Annotated in this window: 18 protein-coding genes; 9 read left to right on the top strand and 9 right to left on the bottom strand. The window is 70.2% G+C overall.

What is annotated here, in order from left to right:
* Positions 1-22 precede the first annotated feature (22 nt).
* Together ACZ6JS_RS03390 and ACZ6JS_RS03395 are read right to left on the bottom strand one after the other, a co-directional pair.
* Positions 23-1,402: an aspartate aminotransferase family protein gene (locus ACZ6JS_RS03390; protein ID WP_469295423.1), complete on the bottom strand. Its 1,380-nt coding sequence runs from the start codon at positions 1,400-1,402 to the stop codon at positions 23-25.
* Positions 1,387-1,890 (bottom strand): Lrp/AsnC family transcriptional regulator, encoded by a 504-nt coding sequence (locus ACZ6JS_RS03395; protein WP_007266859.1) that lies wholly within the window; start codon positions 1,888-1,890, stop codon positions 1,387-1,389. The genes ACZ6JS_RS03390 and ACZ6JS_RS03395 overlap by 16 nt, the downstream gene beginning before the upstream one ends.
* 169 nt (positions 1,891-2,059) lie before the next feature.
* Here ACZ6JS_RS03395 and ACZ6JS_RS03400 point away from each other — a divergent pair, with 169 nt between their 5' ends.
* A complete protein-coding gene (locus ACZ6JS_RS03400) occupies positions 2,060-3,499 on the top strand; it encodes a gamma-aminobutyraldehyde dehydrogenase (protein ID WP_469295424.1) in 1,440 nt (479 codons plus the stop codon).
* Between the two features lie 226 nt (positions 3,500-3,725).
* Positions 3,726-4,199, top strand: a complete 474-nt coding sequence (locus tag ACZ6JS_RS03405; protein WP_469295426.1) for a hypothetical protein — start codon at positions 3,726-3,728, stop codon at positions 4,197-4,199.
* On the opposite strand, the gene ACZ6JS_RS03410 is transcribed toward ACZ6JS_RS03405, so the two are convergent.
* The 5 genes from ACZ6JS_RS03410 to ACZ6JS_RS03430 form a co-directional block, all read right to left on the bottom strand.
* Entirely contained in the window at positions 4,189-5,382 is a 1,194-nt protein-coding gene (locus ACZ6JS_RS03410; RefSeq protein WP_469295427.1) for a serine hydrolase domain-containing protein, read from the bottom strand. The two genes, ACZ6JS_RS03405 and ACZ6JS_RS03410, sit on opposite strands and share 11 nt — an antisense overlap.
* A 149-nt stretch (positions 5,383-5,531) precedes the next feature.
* Positions 5,532-6,203: a response regulator gene (locus tag ACZ6JS_RS03415; RefSeq protein WP_469295429.1), complete on the bottom strand. Its 672-nt coding sequence runs from the start codon at positions 6,201-6,203 to the stop codon at positions 5,532-5,534.
* Positions 6,200-7,396 carry a sensor histidine kinase gene (locus ACZ6JS_RS03420; protein ID WP_469295563.1) on the bottom strand — a complete coding sequence of 399 codons (1,197 nt, stop codon included), beginning with the start codon at positions 7,394-7,396 and terminating at the stop codon, positions 6,200-6,202. The genes ACZ6JS_RS03415 and ACZ6JS_RS03420 overlap by 4 nt, the downstream gene beginning before the upstream one ends.
* Positions 7,396-8,085 (bottom strand): glycerophosphodiester phosphodiesterase, encoded by a 690-nt coding sequence (locus ACZ6JS_RS03425; RefSeq protein WP_469295430.1) that lies wholly within the window; start codon positions 8,083-8,085, stop codon positions 7,396-7,398. Before ACZ6JS_RS03425 ends, ACZ6JS_RS03420 begins: the two co-directional genes overlap by 1 nt.
* Before the next feature lie 21 nt (positions 8,086-8,106).
* Positions 8,107-9,132 (bottom strand): adenosine deaminase, encoded by a 1,026-nt coding sequence (locus ACZ6JS_RS03430; RefSeq protein WP_469295432.1) that lies wholly within the window; start codon positions 9,130-9,132, stop codon positions 8,107-8,109.
* Positions 9,133-9,242: 110 nt separating this feature from the next.
* Between ACZ6JS_RS03430 and ACZ6JS_RS03435 the strand changes: the two genes are divergently transcribed.
* Positions 9,243-9,905 carry a DUF4190 domain-containing protein gene (locus tag ACZ6JS_RS03435; protein WP_469295434.1) on the top strand — a complete coding sequence of 221 codons (663 nt, stop codon included), beginning with the start codon at positions 9,243-9,245 and terminating at the stop codon, positions 9,903-9,905.
* Here the strand turns inward: ACZ6JS_RS03435 and ACZ6JS_RS03440 are convergent.
* Both ACZ6JS_RS03440 and ACZ6JS_RS03445 read right to left on the bottom strand, forming a co-directional pair.
* Positions 9,890-11,491, bottom strand: coding sequence for a TROVE domain-containing protein (locus ACZ6JS_RS03440; protein WP_469295436.1), 1,602 nt, complete (start codon positions 11,489-11,491; stop codon positions 9,890-9,892). The two genes, ACZ6JS_RS03435 and ACZ6JS_RS03440, sit on opposite strands and share 16 nt — an antisense overlap.
* Before the next feature lie 592 nt (positions 11,492-12,083).
* Positions 12,084-12,638, bottom strand: a complete 555-nt coding sequence (locus ACZ6JS_RS03445; RefSeq protein ID WP_469295438.1) for an NADAR family protein — start codon at positions 12,636-12,638, stop codon at positions 12,084-12,086.
* Between the two features lie 194 nt (positions 12,639-12,832).
* On the opposite strand from ACZ6JS_RS03445, the gene ACZ6JS_RS03450 reads away from it, so the two are divergent.
* The 6 genes from ACZ6JS_RS03450 to ACZ6JS_RS03475 all read left to right on the top strand — a co-directional run bounded on the left by ACZ6JS_RS03450 (position 12,833) and on the right by ACZ6JS_RS03475 (position 20,055).
* Positions 12,833-14,347, top strand: coding sequence for a gamma-aminobutyraldehyde dehydrogenase (locus ACZ6JS_RS03450; protein ID WP_469295565.1), 1,515 nt, complete (start codon positions 12,833-12,835; stop codon positions 14,345-14,347).
* A 47-nt stretch (positions 14,348-14,394) separates the two neighbouring features.
* Positions 14,395-15,645 (top strand): polyamine ABC transporter substrate-binding protein, encoded by a 1,251-nt coding sequence (locus tag ACZ6JS_RS03455; protein ID WP_469295439.1) that lies wholly within the window; start codon positions 14,395-14,397, stop codon positions 15,643-15,645.
* 85 nt (positions 15,646-15,730) lie between these two features.
* Complete coding sequence (locus tag ACZ6JS_RS03460; RefSeq protein ID WP_469295441.1) at positions 15,731-16,879, top strand: ABC transporter ATP-binding protein; 1,149 nt, start codon at positions 15,731-15,733, stop codon at positions 16,877-16,879.
* A complete protein-coding gene (locus ACZ6JS_RS03465; protein ID WP_469295443.1) occupies positions 16,876-17,805 on the top strand; it encodes an ABC transporter permease in 930 nt (309 codons plus the stop codon). The genes ACZ6JS_RS03460 and ACZ6JS_RS03465 overlap by 4 nt, the downstream gene beginning before the upstream one ends.
* A complete protein-coding gene (locus tag ACZ6JS_RS03470; protein ID WP_469295444.1) occupies positions 17,805-18,611 on the top strand; it encodes an ABC transporter permease in 807 nt (268 codons plus the stop codon). Before ACZ6JS_RS03465 ends, ACZ6JS_RS03470 begins: the two co-directional genes overlap by 1 nt.
* 25 nt (positions 18,612-18,636) lie before the next feature.
* Complete coding sequence (locus tag ACZ6JS_RS03475; RefSeq protein ID WP_469295445.1) at positions 18,637-20,055, top strand: NAD(P)/FAD-dependent oxidoreductase; 1,419 nt, start codon at positions 18,637-18,639, stop codon at positions 20,053-20,055.
* Positions 20,056-20,099: the final 44 nt, after the last annotated feature.

The following is a 20,099-nucleotide window of genomic DNA, read 5'->3' on the forward strand; positions in this document are numbered from 1 at the left end:
CCCAGGAGCGTCTACGGACCGGTCAGAGCTTGGTCCAGGCCTCGGTGAGCACCGAGCGCAGGATGCCTTCGATCTCGTCGAAGGTGCCCTGGTCCGCGGTCAGCGGCGGCGCCAGCTGGATGACCGGGTCGCCCCGGTCGTCGGCCCGGCAGTACAGGCCGTTCTCGAAGAGGGCCTTGGAGAGGAAGCCGTAGAGCACGCGCTCGGTCTCCTCGTCCGTGAAGGACTCCTTCGTGACCTTGTCCTTGACGAGCTCGATGCCGTAGAAGTAGCCGTTGCCCCGGACGTCGCCGACGATCGGCAGGTCGTGCAGCTTCTGCAGCGTCTGGAGGAAGGCGCCCTCGTTGTCCAGCACGTGCTGGTTGAGGCCTTCCTTGTCGAAGATGTCGAGGTTGGCCAGGGCCACGGCGGAGGACACCGGGTGCCCGCCGAAGGTGTAGCCGTGCAGGAAGGTGTTGTCGCCCTTGTAGAACGGCTCGGCGAGGCGGTCCGAGACGATGCAGGCGCCGATCGGGGAGTAGCCCGAGGTCATGCCCTTGGCGCAGGTGATCATGTCCGGGACGTAGCCGAACTTGTCACAGGCGAACATCGTGCCGAGGCGGCCGAAGGCGCAGATCGTCTCGTCGGAGACGAGGAGCACGTCGTACTCGTCGCAGATCTCGCGGACCCGCTGGAAGTAGCCGGGCGGCGGCGGGAAGCAGCCGCCGGCGTTCTGCACCGGCTCCAGGAAGACGGCGGCGACGGTGTCGGCGCCCTCGAAGAGGATCTGCTGCTCGATCTGGTCGGCGCACCAGCGGCCGAAGGCCTCGGGGTCGTCGCCGTAGATCGGGGCGCGGTAGATGTTGGTGTTCGGCACCTTGTGCGCGCCGGGCACCAGCGGCTCGAACGGAGCCTTAAGGGCCGGCAGGCCCGTGATCGACAGGGCGCCCTGCGGGGTGCCGTGGTAGGCGACCGCACGCGAGATGACCTTGTACTTGGTGGGCTTGCCCTGCAGCTTGAAGAACTGCTTGGCGAGCTTCCAGGCGGTCTCGACGGCCTCACCGCCGCCGGTGGTGAAGAAGACCTTGTTCAGGTCGCCCGGAGCGTAGTTCGCCAGGCGCTCGGCGAGTTCCACGGCCATCGGGTGGGCGTAGGACCACACCGGGAAGAAGGCCAGCTCCTGCGCCTGCTTGTAGGCGACCTCGGCCAGCTCCTTGCGGCCGTGACCGGCGTTGACCACGAAGAGTCCGGCGAGACCGTCCAGGTAGCGCTTGCCCTTGTCGTCGAAGATGTAGGTGCCCTCACCGCGGACGATGGTGGGGACGGGGGAGTTCTCGTAGGACGACATGCGGGTGAAGTGCATCCACAAGTGGTCGTACGCGGTCTTGGACAGGTCCTGGGTCACGGTTATCGGGTTCCCCACATGTAGGTCTGCTTCTTCAGCTTCAGGTAAACGAAGCTTTCGGTAGACCGCACGCCGGGGAGCGTGCGGATCTTCTTGTTGATCGTTTCCAGCAGGTGGTCGTCGTCCTCGCAGACGATCTCCACCATCAGGTCGAACGAGCCGGCGGTCATCACCACGTACTCGCACTCGGCCATCGCGGTCAGCGCGTCGGCCACCGGGTCGAGGTCGCCCTCGACGTTGATGCCGACCATCGCCTGGCGCCGCAGGCCCACGGTGAGCGGGTCGGTGACGGCGACGATCTGCATGACGCCCTGGTCGAGCAGCTTCTGTACGCGTTGGCGTACGGCCGCCTCGGACAGGCCGACGGCCTTGCCGATGGACGCATAGGGACGGCGACCGTCCTCCTGCAGTTGCTCGATGATCGCCAGAGACACAGCATCGACCGAAGGGGACGGTTGTCTGTTCCTGGAATCTGCGCTTCGACTGACCACGACCTCACTGTGCACGAGGGTCGTCTGTTCCGCAAGACGGAATCGATGAAATCCGTTGTTTGAAGACTCCGATCACACTGATTTCGTAGGTGGTGGCGTGCGGGTCTGTCGAAAGCCTCCGCCGACGGGCTAGGCTTTGGTAAACGTCTCAATCGTTGGACATGTGATCAGGAGTGTGGCTGTAGTGACCACCGAACTGCGTCGTCTGCGCAACTACATCGGCGGGGAGTTCAAGGACGCCGCCGACGGGCGGACCACCGAGGTGGTCAACCCGGCCACCGGCCAGGTGTACGCGACCGCCCCGCTCTCGGGCCAGGCCGATGTCGACGCCGCCATGGCCGCTGCCGCGGCAGCGTTCCCGGGCTGGCGCGACACCACCCCCGCCGAGCGCCAGAAGGCGCTGCTGAAGATCGCGGACGCCTTCGAGGCGCGCGCGGACGAGCTCGTCGCCGCCGAGTCGGAGAACACCGGCAAGCCGCTGGGCCTCACGGCCAGCGAGGAGCTGCCCCCGATGGTGGACCAGATCCGCTTCTTCGCGGGTGCGGCCCGCCTGCTCGAGGGCCGCTCGGCCGGCGAGTACATGGACGGGATGACCTCGATCATCCGCCGCGAGCCGGTGGGCGTATGTGCCCAGGTCGCGCCGTGGAACTACCCGATGATGATGGCCGTGTGGAAGTTCGCGCCGGCCATCGCGGCGGGCAACACGGTCGTGCTCAAGCCGTCCGACACCACCCCGGCCTCCACCGTCCTGATGGCGGAGATCATCGACTCGGTCCTGCCCAAGGGCGTCTTCAACGTCATCTGCGGCGACCGCGAGACCGGCCGGGCCATGGTCGAGCACTCGACCCCGGCGATGGCTTCCATCACCGGCTCCGTGCGCGCCGGCATGCAGGTCGCCGAGAGCGCCTCCAAGGACGTCAAGCGCGTCCACCTGGAGCTCGGCGGCAAGGCCCCGGTCGTCGTCTTCGAGGACGCCGACATCCCCAAGGCCGTCGAGGACATCGCCGTCGCCGGCTACTTCAACGCCGGCCAGGACTGCACCGCCGCCACCCGCGTGCTCGTGCACGAGTCGATCCACGACGAGTTCGTGGCCGCGCTCGCCAAGGCCGCCGCCGACACCAAGACCGGCGCGCCGGACGACGAGGACGTGCTCTACGGCCCGCTGAACAACCCGAACCAGCTGAAGCAGGTCGCCGGCTTCATCGAGCGCCTCCCCGCCCACGCCAAGGTCGAGGCGGGCGGCCACCAGGTCGGCGAGAAGGGCTACTTCTACGCCCCGACCGTGGTCTCCGGCCTGAAGCAGGACGACGAGATCATCCAGAACGAGGTCTTCGGCCCCGTCATCACCGTCCAGTCCTTCACGGACGAGTCCCAGGCCCTGGAGTACGCGAACGGCGTCGAGTTCGCCCTCGCCTCCTCCGTGTGGACGAAGGACCACGGCCGCGCGATGCGCATGTCGAAGAACCTCGACTTCGGCTGCGTGTGGATCAACACCCACATCCCGCTCGTCGCCGAGATGCCGCACGGCGGCTTCAAGAAGTCCGGCTACGGCAAGGACCTCTCCGCCTACGGCTTCGAGGACTACACGCGCATCAAGCACGTGATGACCTCGCTCGACGGCTGATCGGCCGCGCCGATCGCAGCAGGGCGCCCGAAGGGGCGGGCGGTGGACAGCATGTCCGCTGCCCGCCCCTTCGGCGTTCGCGGAGGCCGTGCCCACGCCTCGACCCGCCTTTCCCCGCCGGGCGGTGGAGCGCGAGCGTCGGGCTTCGATCACGGTCAGGACACAGAATTGAACGCGTTCATCCAATTGGCTGAACGTGTTCAGAAAACTGCGTAGGCTTCCTTCCATGAGCGAGAGAAGCGCCCTCGAGCGTCGGATCCGGGCCTGGTTGACCGTCTTCGTCGTCTGCCTCGTACTCAGCGGACTCACGGCCTTTCCCCTGGTGACAGAAGTCCGCTGGGCCAACGCCCTGATCGACAACATATGGCTGCGGCGCGTGGGCGACGGGCTGGAGCGGGCCGATGCCGACTACCCCTTCCTCCTGTACGGGACCGACTGGCTCGCCTTCGCCCACCTCGTGATCGCCGTGTTCTTCTACGGTGTGTACCGCGACCCCGTCCGCAACATCTGGATCGTCGAAGCCGGCGTGATCGCCTGCGTCGGAGTGATCCCCCTGGCCCTGATCTGCGGCCCGATCCGCGGCATCCCCTTCTGGTGGAGCGTCATCGACATCTCTTTCGGCGTCTTCGGGGTGATACCCCTCCTGATCCTGCGCCGCATGATCAAGCGGCTGGAGACCGAGGCCGCCGCTACTTCGTGAAGGCCGCCATGAGGACGCCGAGGGCCACCGGGTTCATGTCCTGGCCCTTGGCGTTCGTGGCGTTCACCGAGTAGACGAGGGTGCGGGAGAGGTCCCGGGTCGCGCCGATCGCGGTGCTGTAGCCGTGCCGCCCGCCCGACTTCCCCCAGGCCACCGTGCCGTCCGGCAGCACGGTCCTGGACAGGCCGGCCGTCATCACCGCCGGCTTGCCGCTCGCGAAGTCCTTCACGTCCGGCACCGTGAACATCTCCTCCAGCCGGCCCTGCGGCACCACCCGCCCGCTGAACAGGGCCACGGTGAACCGCTCCAGATCAGCCGTCGTCGAGACGATGTCGCCCGCCGCCCACCGGTCCGAGGAATTCCACTCGGTCACATCCCGCAGCTCGCGCGAGCCGTCCGCCTTCGTCATCGCCTGGTACCCCCGGTTGTGCGGGCCGTGGATCCTCGTCTCCGTCCGCCCCGGGAACGACGTCCGCCGCAGCCCCAGCGGCCGCAGGATCCGGGCGCCGACAGCCTCCTCGTACCGCATGCCCGTCACCTTCTCGATCAGTACACCGAGCACCGTGTAGTTGATGTTCAGGTAGTGCTGGGCGGTCCCGGGTGCGAACTCGCTCTCCTTGGCCACCGCGTCGGCGATCTGCGCCCGAGGATCGGTCACGTCGAACCGGTGCTCCCACTGCGCCTCGAAGGATTCACCCGGACCGTCGGCCGCCGGAATACCGCTGGTGTGGTTGAGCAACTGACGTACGGTGACGGCCCCGTAGCGGTCGGGGACGATGCCGGGCAGGTGGCGCCGGACCGGTCCGTCGAGGTCCACCCGGCCCTCCGCCGCCAGTTGGAGGACGACCGCCGCCGTGAACGCCTTGGTCACCGACCCCGCCCGGAACCTGCCCTGCTCGACGGCAGCCCGCCCCGTGCGGATGTCCACCACTCCCGAACTGCCCTGCCAGCGGCCGGCCGTGCCGCCCACCCGGACCAGTGCGGCCGTCGCATGCCCGTGCTGCGGACCGAGCCCGGCGATCGCCGCCTCCAGCGCAGCCGCGTTCGGCGGGGCCGGAACCGACGGCGCCATCCGTGCCGAGGCGGCCGGCGCCGGCACCCCCGCGGCGTGGGCGACGGCCGGACCCGACGCGATCCCGACGACCAGAGCCGCGGCGACCAGTGTGCGCATCTTCGCGTTCATGACGGTGTGCTCCCCCTGCGGTCACTCGGAGCCCTCCGCCCCGATGACCTCAATGCTCCTGTGCGCAAGGGCGGTTGCGGATCACCAGCGAGAGGGGTCTTCACCGGTACGACAACTCACCGGCGCGAGGGAGGCGACACGCCGTCCCCTCACTCCCCGGAGGGAGTACCCGCCGAGATCAGACCCGTCTCGTACGCGCAGATCACAGCCTGGATGCGGTCCCGCAGCCCCAGCTTGGCCAGCACGTTCCCCACATGCGACTTCACCGTGTGCTCGCTCACCACCAGCGCCGCCGCGATCTCCGCGTTCGACAGCCCCCGCCCCAGGTGCAGCAGCGTCTCCCGCTCCCGCGCCGTCAGCACCTCCAGCCGCCGCGCCGGAAGGGCGGGCGCGCGCACCGTCGCCGCCGTGTACTCCTCGATCACCCGGCGCGCCACCGAGGGCGCCAGCAGGGACTCGCCCGCCGCCACCACCCGTACCGCGTGGACCAGGTCATCACGCCGCACGTCCTTCAGCAGGAACCCGCTCGCCCCGGCGTGCAGCGCCTCGTACACGTACTCGTCCGAATCGAAGGTCGTCAGCATCACCGTCCGGCACGCACTGCGCGCCGAGATCGACCGGCACGCCTCGATCCCGTCCAGCCCCGGCATCCGGACGTCCAGCAGAGCCACGTCCGCAGTCAGCCGCTCCACGGCCGCTACCGCCGCCGCGCCGTCCCCGACCTCCGCCACCACCTCGATGTCCTCCTGGACGTCGAGGATCATGGCGAACCCGCTGCGCACCAGCTCCTGGTCGTCGGCCACCACCACACGGATCGTCAACTCCCCACCTCCAGCCGCGAGGTTACAAGCACCGCCCGCACCTCGAACCCCGAGCCGTCGCGCCGCGGACCGTACCGCGCCGACCCGCCGTGGGCGGCCGCCCGCTCCCGGATCCCGATCAGCCCGTGCCCACCGCCGCTTCCTCCGTCGCTTCCGCCACCGCCCGCCGGTCCCCGCCCGTCGTCCGTCACGGTGATCTCGAGCTCCCGGTCCCCGTGGTGCAGCCGTACGCCCACCCGCCGGGCCCGCGCGTGCTTCACCACGTTCGTCAGCGCTTCCTGCACGATCCGGTACGCCGCCGTGTCGACCGCGGACGGCAGGCTCCCGACCTCGCCCGTCTCCTCGTACACGATCTCCGGCCCGCCCAGGCGCACCCGGTCCAGCAGCGCCGGGAGCGCCGCCACCCCCGGCTGCGGCCCGCGCGGCGCCGGGCCGTCCGCCTCGCGGAGCACCCCCAGCATCGTGCGCAGCTGCGCCATCGCCTCCCGGCCCGTCTCCGAGATCGCCTCGAAGGCCGCCTCGGCCCGCTCCGGTGCCCGCCGCACCGCCACCGGCCCGGCCTCCGCCTGCACGATCATGATGCTGACGGCGTGGGAGAGGACGTCGTGCATCTCCCGCGCGATCCGGGCCCGCTCCCGGGCCGCGGCCTGCTCCGCCTCGATCCGGTTCGCCCGCTCCAACTGCGCCGCCCGGCCCTCGACGGCCGCGGTGTAGGCCTGACGGGTGTACTGGAGCCGGCCCAGCGCGTAGGCGGCGCCCGCGCAGAACAGGGTGAACGACAGCTCCCTCGCCGTCCCCGTCCCCAGCCTCACGGACGCGGCGACGGCCAGCACCGAGCCCGCCCCGACCGCCGCCCGCACCCGGCCGGGACACTGCACGGCCACCGTGTAGAAGGCCATCAGCCCGGCGTAGGGCAGCGGCTGGCCCGGCCCGTCGATCGCCACCCTGTAGACGCCGCCGATCAGCAGGATCGCCACCAGGACCAGCACGGGCCGGCGCCGCCGCCACACCAGCGGCAGCACCCCCAGCGTGGTGAACGCGTACGAGGCCCAGGTCACCGGCGGCAGACCGGGCTCCCGCGGCAGCACGAACGGCATCGTGACGGCCAGCTGCACCAGTACGGTCAGGCCCAGGTCCACCATCCACGGACGGGCCCCGCGCAGCCGCCGGACCCGCCGGCCCGGCGCGGGTATCACCGGGCGAACTCGGCGCGCACGGCCGTCAGCGCGTCCACCCGGTTCGTGGTGATCGCGTCGACCCCCGCCGCGATGAGCCGTTTCATCGTGCGCTTGGTGTCGGCGGTCCACGCCGACACCAGCAGGCCGTCCCGGTGCAGGGCGTCGGCCAGCTCCCGGCTCACCAGCCCGAAGCGGTAGTTGAGCCAGCGCGGTGCCACCGCGTCGATCAGGACCCGCCGGGGCGGTGACAGCGTCGTCCAGGTCAGCGCGATCTCCGCATCGGGATCGGCGGCGCGGAGCACCAGCATCGAGCCCGGTCCCGCGCAGTAGAACGTACGCTCCCGCGCACCGCACTCGCGGACCAGGCCCACGACGGTGCGGACCGCGTCGGGCGTGGCGCCCGGGAGGTCGAGCATCAGCCTGCCCGCCCCGGGCGTCGTCAGTGCGTCGCGCAGCGTCGGAACGGCGCCCTCCGTCAACTCCTCGAGCTGTGCCGCGGAGATCTCGTCGAGCCGCACGTCGTGACTCCACAGCCGCTTGAGCGACTCGTCGTGGAGGAGGACCGGCACCCCGTCACGGGTCAGCCGTACGTCGACCTCGACCGCGTCCGCCCCGCGGGCGAAGGCGGAGCGGATCGAGGGCAGGGTGTTCTCACGGATGCGGTAGGGATCGCCGCGGTGGCCGATGGCAGTCAGGGTGCGCATGGCCCCATTCTCGGGGGGACTTCAGCGCGCAAGCCATTGCGTCGTGTACGTGTCGATCTCCGCGTTGAGCTTCGCCTTGCCGTCCGGGTCCAGGAAGGAGGCCTCGACGGCGTTCTTGGCGAGCTGCGCGAGCCCGCGCTCGTCGAGGTCGAGGAGTCGGGCGGCCACCGCGTACTCGTTGTTGAGGTCGGAGCCGAACATCGGCGGGTCGTCGCTGTTGATGGTGACGAGCACGCCGGCGGCGACCATCTCCTTGACCGGGTGCCGGTCGAGGTCGGTCACCGCCCGGGTGGCGATGTTCGAGGTCGGGCAGACCTCCAGCGCGATGCGGTGCTCGGCGAGGTACGCGAGCAGCTCCGGGTCCTTGACGGAGCTCGTGCCGTGGCCGATGCGTTCGGCGCCCAGATCGCGGATGGCGTCCCAGACGGTCTCCGGGCCGGTGGTCTCGCCCGCGTGCGGCACGCTGTGCAGGCCGGCGGCCCGGGCAGCGTCGAAGTACGGCTTGAACTGCGGGCGCGGGACGCCGATCTCGGGACCGCCCAGGCCGAAGGAGACCAGGCCCTCGGGGCGCAGGTCGACGGCGAGCCGCGCGGTCTCCGCGGCAGCCTCGATGCCTGCCTCACCGGGGATGTCGAAGCACCAGCGCAGGATGACGCCGAGTTCCTTCTCGGCGGCCCTGCGGGCGTCCTCGATGGCCTCCATGAAGGCCTTCTCGTCGATGCCGCGGCGGGTGGAGGAGTACGGGGTGATGGTCAGCTCGGCGTAGCGGATGTTCTGCCGGGCCATGTCACGGGCGACCTCGAAGGTCAGCAGCCGTACGTCCTCGGGGGTGCGGACGAGGTCGACGACCGACAGGTAGACCTCGATGAAGTGGGCGAAGTCCGTGAAGGTGAAGTAGTCGGCGAGGGCCTCGGGATCGGTGGGCACCTTGGAGTCGGGGTGCCGGGAGGCGAGCTCGGCCACGATGCGCGGGGAGGCGGAGCCGACGTGGTGGACGTGGAGTTCGGCCTTGGGCAGCCCCGCGATGAAAGGGTGCAGGTCGGTCATGGGGGTGCCTCCGGAGGGACGGTGTGCGGGCAGGTCGCCTTCATCGTAGGCACGGCCGTGACTGTCGGTCGCAGCGCTTAGCATGGCCGTACGAGAGAGGGGGGCTCCGTATGAACGACAGCAGTCCTGAGCCGCGGGACCCGTGGGCGCCGCCGGAGCGGCCGCCGGTGGACCTGGGCAAACCACAGGGCGGTCACGGCACGCCGGGCTCGGGCCCGCCGTCCGCGCACGACCAGCCGACGCTCGCCGGGATGCCGGGCGACCGCACGGCCCCCGCAGCGCCGGGCCCCGGCGCGACCACGCCGCCCGCGGCCGGACCGGCCCCGGCGGCGTACGGCTATCCGGCAGCCCAGCCGGCCTACGGGTACCCCGGCGACGCGGGTTACCCCGGGTATCCCGGGTACCCCGCCCAGCAGGGATACCCGTTCCCCGGCGCGTACCCGCCGTACGGGCGCCCTCCCAGCAACGGCTTCGGCGTCACCGCGCTCGTCCTCGGGATCCTCGCGGTGGTCGGCTGCATCACCAGCTTCATAGCGGTCGCGCTCGGGATCGGGGCCGTGGTCTTCGGCGCCCTGGGCAAGGGCAAGGCCAACCGCGGCGAGGCCGACAACGGCGGTATGGCCCTGGCCGGCATCATTCTGGGCGCGATCGGCATCGCCCTGGGCCTGTTGATGGTGTTCGCCATGTTCGCCCCGTTCCTCGGCGGAGGATGGGACGACGGCCCGAACCACGAGAGCCCGTATTCGGACTCACGGCTTCACGAACGGGTCTGAAGCCACGGCCATTCGGCGTCCCGGCCTCCCTCGATCAGCGACACCATCCGGAAGGCCGCGTCCGTGAGCCCGCCGAAGGTGTGCCGGTTCCCGGATCCGGAGGGCGCGTGTCCCACCCGGTAGCCGGCCAGGTTCCAGGTGTAGACGGGTACGTCGGACGGCACGTGCTCCGTCGGGTCCCCGCTGTAGCCGTACGAGGCGGCCTGCTCGTCCGTCACGATCAGCACCCGGTCGTGGTTCCGGTAGTGCTTCTTCACGGCCGCGGCCGTGTAGGTGCCACCGAGGTCCCCGAACCGTTCGAGCACCTTCAGTACGGACTCGCCCCGGGCGTGCGGGACCGCCTCGCTGGTCGTGCCGAACTGCACGAGGTCGGCGTGCTCGGCCCGCAGCGCCAGCGCCGCGCCGAAGACGGCAGCGGCGTCGGCGCGGTTGAGCCGGGAGCGGTCCGACAGCGGGGACCACATCGACCCCGACCGGTCGACGAGGACCAGCGTGCGGCCGGGCAGGGCCGGTACGTTGGCCAGCGAGTGGCCCAGCGCCTGCTCCAGCGGGTACGCCCAGCGCAGCGAGGGCGCGTGCTGGTAGGCGGCCAGATAGCGGAACGGGAACTGCCGCGACCGGGCCACGACCTCCGGGTCGGAGATCTTCGCGGCGACCTGCGCGGCCACCGCGTCCGACACCCCGGCCTCGTCGAAGTTGCGCAGGTTGCGCAGCAGCGCCATCGCACCCATGGACGGGATGACCGCCTCCCAGGCGGCCGCGTCCAGCGGTCCCTGCAGCCAGCCGGCCAGCGCCTCCCAGGTCATGCCCGCCGCCGCGAGCCGCTCCGCGCCGTCCGGGGCGACCACGGCACCGCGCCGCTCGGAGACCGGCAGCTCCATCAGCGCCCGGTGCGCGGCGAGGGTGCGGTTGCCCGCCGGAACCTGCGCGCTCTGCGGGTTGTGCCTGCGGTCCAGGGCATGGCGGAACAGCTCGCCCTGCCACGGCTTGTCCGGGTCGGGGGAGGCGTGCACGAGGTTGAGGACGTCGCCGAAGCGGTAGGCCTTGGAGTCGGTGTCGTACTTCAGCAGCGAGGTGCCGGAGTAGAGCCTGCGCACGGCGTCGGCGATCCCGCGCTTGACGGGCTTGGGCACGGCCCGGCCGTACGCGGCCGTCCAGTAGGCGAGCAGTTCGCCGGGCTCGTCGGCGCGCCGCAGCACGCTGTCCACGACACGGCGGTTCGAAGGGCCGTCGGTGACGCCCGCGTCGAGCCGGGCCTTCACGTACTCGGCGGCGCCGACGAGGGACGCGGTGCGCATGTTGGCGTCCCCGCGCAGCCAGCCCAGCAGGCCGGCAGTCCACGCGGGATCCTCGACGGCGAGGGTGCGCACGAGCGCGGCGAAGCGGTCGTCGCGCGCCTGACCGCTCTCGTAAGCGGTGCGCTGCGTCACGAAGTTGGCGACGGCCAGCAGGAACAGCTCGGAGCGCGGATCGCGCAGGCGGCCCGGGCCGCCCTCGGCGGTGCGGGCGACTGTGGTGGAGCGCACGGGCGAAGTGGGCCTGGCAGGCGCTGACTTGACGAGCGCGCGCAGGTTGAAGCGAGCCATGGGAATCCCCCCGAATTCGATGGATTGGGGGGAGGCGTTGCATGGGGGATGCCCGAGATCGGGGGTCGGCGGCGGACTTGTGTCAGCTGCTCTGATCTTCTGAGCTACCGGCTTGAGCCGGGCGGGACTTGAACCCGCGACCCGCTGATGAGGAGAAGTAACCGTCGCCTGCGCACCGGGCATCCCCCACGCGGCCTCCCGAGATCAAGGTGGCGGCGGCCTGGGTTTCTCTGCAAAAGAAGGAGCCGCAGCCTGCGCACCGGGAGGTGCGTGACGTAGGTGTCCAGAGAACAAGGCCGGCGAAACCACAAGGTGCTCTACCAACTGAGCTACACCGGCCCGAAGCCGGTGACGGGACTCGAACCCGCGGCCGCCCGATTATGAGTCGAAGTAGGTCTCGCCTTCGCACCTGGACGAGGAACACGTTAGGCGGGGGCCTTCCGGCTCCGCCAGCCAATTACGCCCGCCCCGGCCCCTCGCCCCGGTCAGCGGCCTCGGCCCCGTGGTGCCGCCCCGGGGCCCGGTCCGCGCCCGCGCACCATGAGGACGCAGCCGTCGGGGATGATCACGGCGGCGACCCGGGGGCGCTTGGTCACACGGCGACTTCGCGCAGCTGCTTGCGGGCTTCCATCAGGGCGAAGCCCAGCAGGTTCAGCCCGCGCCAGCGGGCGGGGTCCAGGGCGCGCTCGTCATCGGCCGCCAGCCCGATGCCCCAGATCCGGTCCATCGGGCTCGCCTCCACCAGCACGCGGTCCCCGGTGCCCAGCAGGTAGGCGCGCAGCGCCGGATCGGAGTCGAACTTGTGCACGCTGCCCTCCACGACCAGGGCGAACCGCTCCCGTTCCCACGTCGCGTTGTCGAAGCCGCGCACGAGCCGGCCGATCTTCTTCGCCTCGGCCGGGCTCTTCGCCTCCACGGCGGCGCGCTCGGCCTCGGGGTCCCCGAACAGCCGGGCCTTGCCGGCCATCATCCAGTGCTCGGCCGTCGCGTAACGGACGTCACCGACAGTGAAGTCGGACGGCCACCACTGGCTCAGGCAGCTCGGGCCGAGCCGCCCGTCGGGCTGCGGCCGGTGCCCCCAGAACGGCAGGTACTTCACCCGCTCACCGCGGCTGACCTGCTTGATCAGGTCTTCGATCATCTCCATGCACGCGAGTCTGACACCCGCCACTGACACTTCGTACCGGATTTCCGGCGTGCCTCGACACATGGTCGACCGATTCCGTCGCGTAATCAAAAGGCAACAACGGAATCACTTGGCCGAGGGCATCACCTCTGTCAGGATCGGCACTCAATTCGAGCTGTAGCTCGAACTGTAGCTACGGAGAGCGTGAGAGCGTGATGGGCAACCGCTTCCAGGTCAAGGACCGCTTCGCGGACGGCGCGCAGTACATCGACGGGCAGCTCCGGGCGGGCACCTCCGGACGGTCACACACCGTGGTCGACCCGGCCACCGGCGAGGAGGTCCTGACCTACGAGCTGGCAAGCACCGCGGACGTCGACGAGGCCGTCGCCGCCGCCGGGCGCGCCTTCCCCGCCTGGTCCGGCGCCACCCCCGGCGAGCGGTCGGACGCCCTGCACCGGCTGGCCGCCGTACTGGCCGAGCAGGCCGAGGACTTCGCATACGCCGAGTCCCTCCAGTGCGGCAAGCCGATCAAGCTGTCGACCGAGTTCGACGTCCCCGGCACCATCGACAACACCGCGTTCTTCGCGGGTGCCGCCCGGCACCTCCAGGGGCAGGCCGCCGCCGAGTACTCGGGCGACCACACCTCGTACGTACGCCGCGAGGCGATCGGAGTCGTCGGCTCCATCGCCCCCTGGAACTACCCGCTCCAGATGGCCGCCTGGAAGATCCTCCCGGCGATCGCGGCGGGCAACACCATCGTGCTCAAGCCCGCCGAGCTGACTCCGCTGACCTCCCTGATGTTCGCCCAGGCGGCCAAGGACGCGGGCCTGCCCGACGGTGTGATCAACATCGTGACCGGCGCCGGCCGCGACGCGGGCGAGCACCTGGTGGGCCACCCGGACGTGGTCATGACCTCCTTCACCGGCTCCACGGCCGTCGGCAAGCGGGTCGCGGAGATCGCCACCGCGACCGTGAAGCGCCTGCACCTGGAACTCGGCGGCAAGGCCCCCTTCCTGGTGTTCGACGACGCCGACCTGGAGGCCGCAGCGCACGGCGCCGTGGCCGCCTCCCTGATCAACACCGGCCAGGACTGCACGGCCGCGACCCGCGCCTACGTGCAGCGCCCCCTGCACGACGCCTTCGTCGCCCGGGTCGCCGAGCTGATGGAGACCGTCCGCCTCGGCGACCCCTTCGCGCCGGGCACCGACCTGGGCCCGCTGGTCTCGCATGCCCAGCGCGACCGCGTCGCCGGCTTCGTCGAGCGCGCCCGCGGCTACGCCACCGTCGTCACCGGCGGCGAGATCCCGGGCGGGGACCTCGCCGCCGGGGCGTACTACCGGCCCACCCTCATCAGCGGGGCCGCCCAGGACAGCGAGGTGGTCCAGTCGGAGATCTTCGGACCCGTCCTCGTGGTCCTGCCCTTCGGCAGCGACGACGAGGGCATCGCGCTGGCCAACGACACGCCGTACGGACTCGCCGCCTCCGCCTGGAGCCGCGACGTCTACCGGGCGGGCCGTGCCACGCGCGACATCAAGGCGGGCTGCGTGTGGGTCAACGACCACATTCCGATCATCAGCGAGATGCCCCACGGGGGCTACAAGGCCAGCGGCTTCGGCAAGGACATGTCCGCCTACTCCTTCGAGGAGTACACGCAGGTCAAGCATGTGATGTACGACAACACCGCGGTGGCCGCGAAGGACTGGCACCGCACGATCTTCGGGGACCGATAGCCGACCACCGCCCGACCAGCGGTACACCTTCCGAAAGGCCACAGCGCATGGAGCAGTTCGAGCCCGACCGCCTCTCCGCGGCACAACTCGCCGCGATGCGGCGCAGCCTCACCAGCGGGCGCGGCGCCCTCACCCGCCGCTCGCTGCTGCGCGCTTCCGGAGTCGGAGCGCTCACCCTCGGAGGCATCTCCACCCTCGCCGGGTGCGGAATCCCGCCCGCCAAGCGCGAGGGCGGCGCGGCCGCGGCCTCCGACGACCACTCGGACCGGGAGAAGGAGATCAACTTCTCCAACTGGACCGAGTACATGGACACCAGCGAGGACGAAAAGTCCCGTCCCACGCTGGAGGAGTTCACCAAGCGGACCGGGATCAAGGTCAAGTACACCGAGGACATCAACGACAACGTCGAGTTCTTCGGCAAGATCAAACCGCAGCTCGCGGCCGGCCAGGACACCGGCCGCGACCTGATCGTCGTCACCGACTGGCTCGCCGCACGCATCATCCGCCTCGGCTGGGCCCAGAAGCTCGACCCCGCGCACCTGCCGCACGCCTTCGCCAACCTGTCCCCGCAGTTCCGCAGCCCCGACTGGGACCCGGGCCGCGCGTACAGCTATCCCTGGACGGGCATCTCCACCGTCATCGCCTACAACGAGAAGGCGACGGACGGCAAGAAGGTCGACTCCGTCACCCAGATGCTCGACGACCCCTCCCTCAAGGGCCGCGTCGGCTTCCTGACGGAGATGCGCGACAGCGTCGGCATGACCATGCTCGACCAGGGCAAGAACCCCTCCTCCTTCACGGACGCGGACTTCGACGAGGCGATAGGCCGGCTCCAGAAGGGCGTGGACAAGAACCAGATCCGGCGCTTCACCGGCAACGACTACACCTCCGACCTCGACAAGGGCGATCTCGCGGCCTGCCTGGCCTGGGCGGGCGACGTCATCCAGCTCCAGGCCGGCAACCCGGACATCAAGTTCGCGATCCCCGCCGCCGGCTACATCACCTCCAGCGACAACCTGCTGGTCCCCGCCAAGGCCCGGCACAAGGCCAACGCGGAGCGGCTCATCGACTACTACTACGAGCTTCCCGTCGCGGCGCAGCTCGCCGCGTACATCAGCTACGTGTGCCCCGTCGAGGGCGTGGGCGAGGAACTCGCCGAGATCGACCCCGAGCTCGCGGAGAACACCCTGATCGTCCCGGACAAGGCGATGACCGCCAAGTCCCACGCCTTCCGCTCCCTCACCGGCGAGGAAGAGACGGCGTACGAGGAGAAGTTCGCCAAGCTCATCGGCGCCTAGGCCTGTCCGCCCGCCGCGCCGACGGCCGCGTCGCGGCGATCTCCTGTCCTTGACCTCTTCGCCCACCCAACCCCGGGACCCCTCCATGACTGACAAGACCGAAGGCGGCGACGTCCGCCTCTCCGGGATCAGCAAGCACTACGGCACCTTCACCGCCGTGCACCCGCTGGACCTGACCGTTCCCCAGGGCTCCTTCTTCGCCCTGCTCGGCGCCTCCGGATGCGGCAAGACCACCACCCTGCGCATGATCGCGGGGCTGGAGGAGCCCTCCACCGGCACGGTCCACCTCGGCGACCGGGAAGTCACGCACCTGCCGCCCCACAAGCGCCCGGTCAACACGGTCTTCCAGAGCTACGCGCTCTTCCCGCACCTGAGCATCTTCGAGAACATCGCCTTCGGCCTGCGCCGCCGCGGCATCAAGTCGGTCAAGAAGCAGGTCGACGACATGCTGGAGCTGGTCCAGCTCGGCCAGTTCGCCCAGCGCAAGCCGCACCAGCTCTCCGGCGGCCAGCAGCAGCGCGTGGCCGTCGCCCGCGCCCTGATCAACCACCCGCAGGTGCTGCTCCTCGACGAGCCCCTCGGCGCCCTCGACCTCAAGCTGCGCCGCCAGATGCAGCTGGAGCTCAAGCGGATCCAGACCGAGGTCGGCATCACCTTCGTGCACGTCACGCACGACCAGGAGGAGGCCATGACCATGGCCGACACGGTCGCCGTGATGAACGCGGGCCGCGTCGAGCAGCTGGGCGCCCCCGCCGAGCTGTACGAGAACCCGCGGACCACCTTCGTCGCCAACTTCCTCGGCACCTCCAACCTCATCGAGGCCTCCGTGGAGTCCGCCGGATCCGATGTCGTCGTCTCGGCCTCCGGTACCGCCCTGCGGCTGCCCGCCGCCCGATGCTCGACCACGCCCCGCGCAGGCGGAAAGCTGCTGGTCGGTGTCCGCCCGGAGAAGGTGTCGCTGGTTCCGGCCGAGGAGGAGAACGCCATAGCGGCAGGCCGGAACAAGATCACCGGCCGGATAGCCGCCTCCTCCTTCATCGGAGTGTCCACGCAGTTCGTCGTCGACAGCCCCGTCTGCCCCGAGCTCGAGGTGTACGTCCAGAACATCGAGCGCGACAGCCGCCTGGTCCCGGGCGCCGAGGTCGTCCTGCACTGGAACCCGGAGCACACCTTCGGCCTCGACGCCGCCCAGGACATCGACGCGGGCATCGAGACGGTCGAGGAGAGCGCGTGACCGCCACCGCCGCGCCGCCCCAGGCGCCCGCCCCCGCCGGACCCCCGGTCCACAAGCCGTCCGCGCGCAAGCGGCTGGTCCCGTACTGGCTGCTGCTCCCCGGGATCCTGTGGCTGCTGGTCTTCTTCGTGCTGCCGATGGTCTACCAGGCCTCCACCTCGGTGCAGACCGGCTCCCTCGAAGAGGGCTTCGAGGTCACCTGGCACTTCCGGACGTACTGGGACGCCTTCACCGAGTACCTGCCGCAGTTCCTGCGCTCCCTGCTGTACGCCGGCACCGCCACCGCGCTGTGCCTGCTGCTCGGGTACCCGCTGGCCTACCTGATCGCCTTCAAGGCGGGCCGCTGGCGCAACCTGCTCCTGGTCCTGGTCATCGCCCCGTTCTTCACCAGCTTCCTGATCCGCACGCTGGCCTGGAAGACGATCCTGGCCGACGGCGGCCCGGTGGTCGCCGGCCTCAACGCGGTCGGCTTCCTCGACGTCACCAGCTGGCTCGGCATGACCGAGGGGGACCGGGTCCTGGCCACGCCGCTCGCGGTCGTCTGCGGCCTGACGTACAACTTCCTCCCCTTCATGATCCTGCCGCTGTACTCCTCGCTGGAGCGCATCGACACCCGCCTCCACGAGGCGGCCGGGGACCTGTACGCCCGCCCCGCCACGGTCTTCCGGAAGGTCACCTTCCCGCTCTCCATGCCGGGCGTGGTCTCCGGGACCCTGCTCACCTTCATTCCGGCGAGCGGCGACTACGTCAACGCCGAACTGCTCGGCTCCACGGACACCCGGATGATCGGCAACGTCATCCAGTCGCAGTACCTGCGGATCCTCGACTACCCGACGGCGGCCGCGCTGTCCTTCATTCTCATGGCCATCGTGCTGATCATGGTCACCATCTACATCCGCCGAGCGGGGACGGAGGACCTGGTCTGATGCGCACCCCCCTCACCTGGCTGCGGCGCAACCTGGTCGTGATCGCGGGCCTCGCCACGCTCGCGTACATGATCCTGCCGAACGTCGTCGTCACCCTCTTCTCCTTCAACAACCCCTCCGGGCGCTTCAACTACGCCTGGCAGGAGTTCTCGCTCGACGCGTGGAAGGACCCCTGCGGCGTCGCCGACATGTGCGGCTCCCTCGGGCTCTCGCTCCAGATCGCCCTGTGGTCGACGCTCGCGGCGACCGCCCTGGGCACGGCGATAGCCTTCGCGCTGGTGCGCTACCGGTTCCGGGCGCGCGGCGCGGTCAACTCGCTGATCTTCCTTCCCATGGCCATGCCGGAGATCGTGATGGCCGCCTCGCTGCTCGCGCTCTTCCTCAACATGGGCATCCAGCTGGGCTTCTGGACGATCCTGATCGCCCACGTCATGTTCTGCCTCAGCTTCGTCGTCGCCGCCGTCAAGGCCCGCGTCCTGTCCATGGACCCGCGGCTGGAGGAGGCCGCCCGAGACCTCTACGCGGGCCCGGTGCAGACCTTCCTGCGGGTGACCCTGCCCATCGCGGCACCCGGCATCGCGGCGGGCGCACTGCTCTCCTTCGCGCTCTCGTTCGACGACTTCATCATCACCAACTTCAACTCGGGCAACACCGTCACCTTCCCCATGTTCGTGTGGGGATCGGCGCAGCGCGGTACGCCCGTGCAGATCAACGTCATCGGCACGGCGATGTTCGTCATCGCGGTGCTGGTGGTCCTCGCCGGCCAGGTGGTCGGCAACCGCCGCAAGAAGGCACAACCGAAGTAATCAGTTCCGTAGGGAGTTGGAAGCCATGGCCCCAGTCGCCATGCGTAGTGTTGCGAAATCCCTTTCCGAAGCGAAGCCGGTGTCGTACTGGCTGGACGACCCCGGCAAGCCCGCCCCGCAGCCGGCGCTCACCTCCGACGAGCGCTGCGACCTGCTGGTCATCGGCGGCGGCTACAGCGGCCTGTGGACCGCGCTGCTCGCCAAGGAGCGCGACCCCGAGCGGGACGTCGTACTGATCGAGAGCAAGGAGGCGGGCTGGGCCGCCTCCGGCCGCAACGGCGGCTTCTGCGCCGCCTCCCTCACCCACGGCCTGGGCAACGGCATCGCCCGCTGGCCCGGCGAGCTGGCGAAACTGGAGGAGATGGGCGCCCGCAACCTCGACGCCATCGAGGAGGCCGTCGCCCGCTACGGCATCGACTGCGACTTCGAGCGGACCGGGGAGATCGACGTCGCGACCGAACCGCACCAGGTCGAGGAACTGCGGGAACTCCACGAGGAGGCGCTCCGCCTGGGCCTGGCCAGGGGATCCGAATGGCTCGACCGCGACGCCGTGCGCGCCGAGGTCGATTCCCCGACCTTCCTCGCGGGCCTCTGGGACCGCGACGGCGTCGCCATGCTCAACCCGGCGAAGCTGGCCTGGGGCCTCAAGCAGGCGTGCCTGGACCTCGGGGTTCGGATCTACGAGAACACCCGCGGCCTGAAGCTCGCCCCGGCGGGGCGCGGAATGACCGTGCAGACCCCCTACGGCACGATCCTCGCCCGCCGGGTCGCCCTGGGCACCAACATCTTCCCGTCGCTGGTCCGGCGGATCCGCCCCTTCACCGTCCCCGTCTACGACTACGCCCTGATGAGCGAGCCGCTGGACGAGGCCCAGCTGGCGTCCGTCGGCTGGAAGAACCGCCAGGGCCTGGGCGACAGCGCCAACCAGTTCCACTACTTCCGGATCACCAAGGACAACCGGATCCTGTGGGGCGGCTACGACGCGATCTACCCGTACCGCGGCAAGCTCGACTCCGAGTACGACCACCGCCCCGAGACCTACCTCCGGCTCGCGGAGCACTTCTTCACCGCCTTCCCCCAGCTGGAGGGGCTGAAATTCAGCCACGCCTGGGGCGGTGCGATCGACACCTGCTCGCGCTTCTCCGCCTTCTTCGGGACGGCGCACTCCGGCAAGGTGGCGTACGCGGCCGGCTACACCGGCCTCGGGGTGGGCGCCACCCGCTTCGGCGCGGAGGTCATGCTCGACCTGCTCGACGGGCTCTCCACCGAGCGCACCCGGCTGGAAATGGTGAAGTCCAGGCCGATGCCGTTCCCGCCCGAGCCGTTCGCCTGGACCGGAATCGCGCTCACCAAGTGGTCGCTGGCCCGAGCGGACGCCCGGGGCGGGCACCGGAACCTGTGGCTGAAGGTCATGGACAAGCTCGGCCTCGGCTTCGACAGCTGAGACCGCGCCCGGCGCGCACCCCGGTTGCCGTGCGACCCGATGCC

It is taken from the genome of Streptomyces sp. NPDC046349 (genome assembly GCF_055587885.1).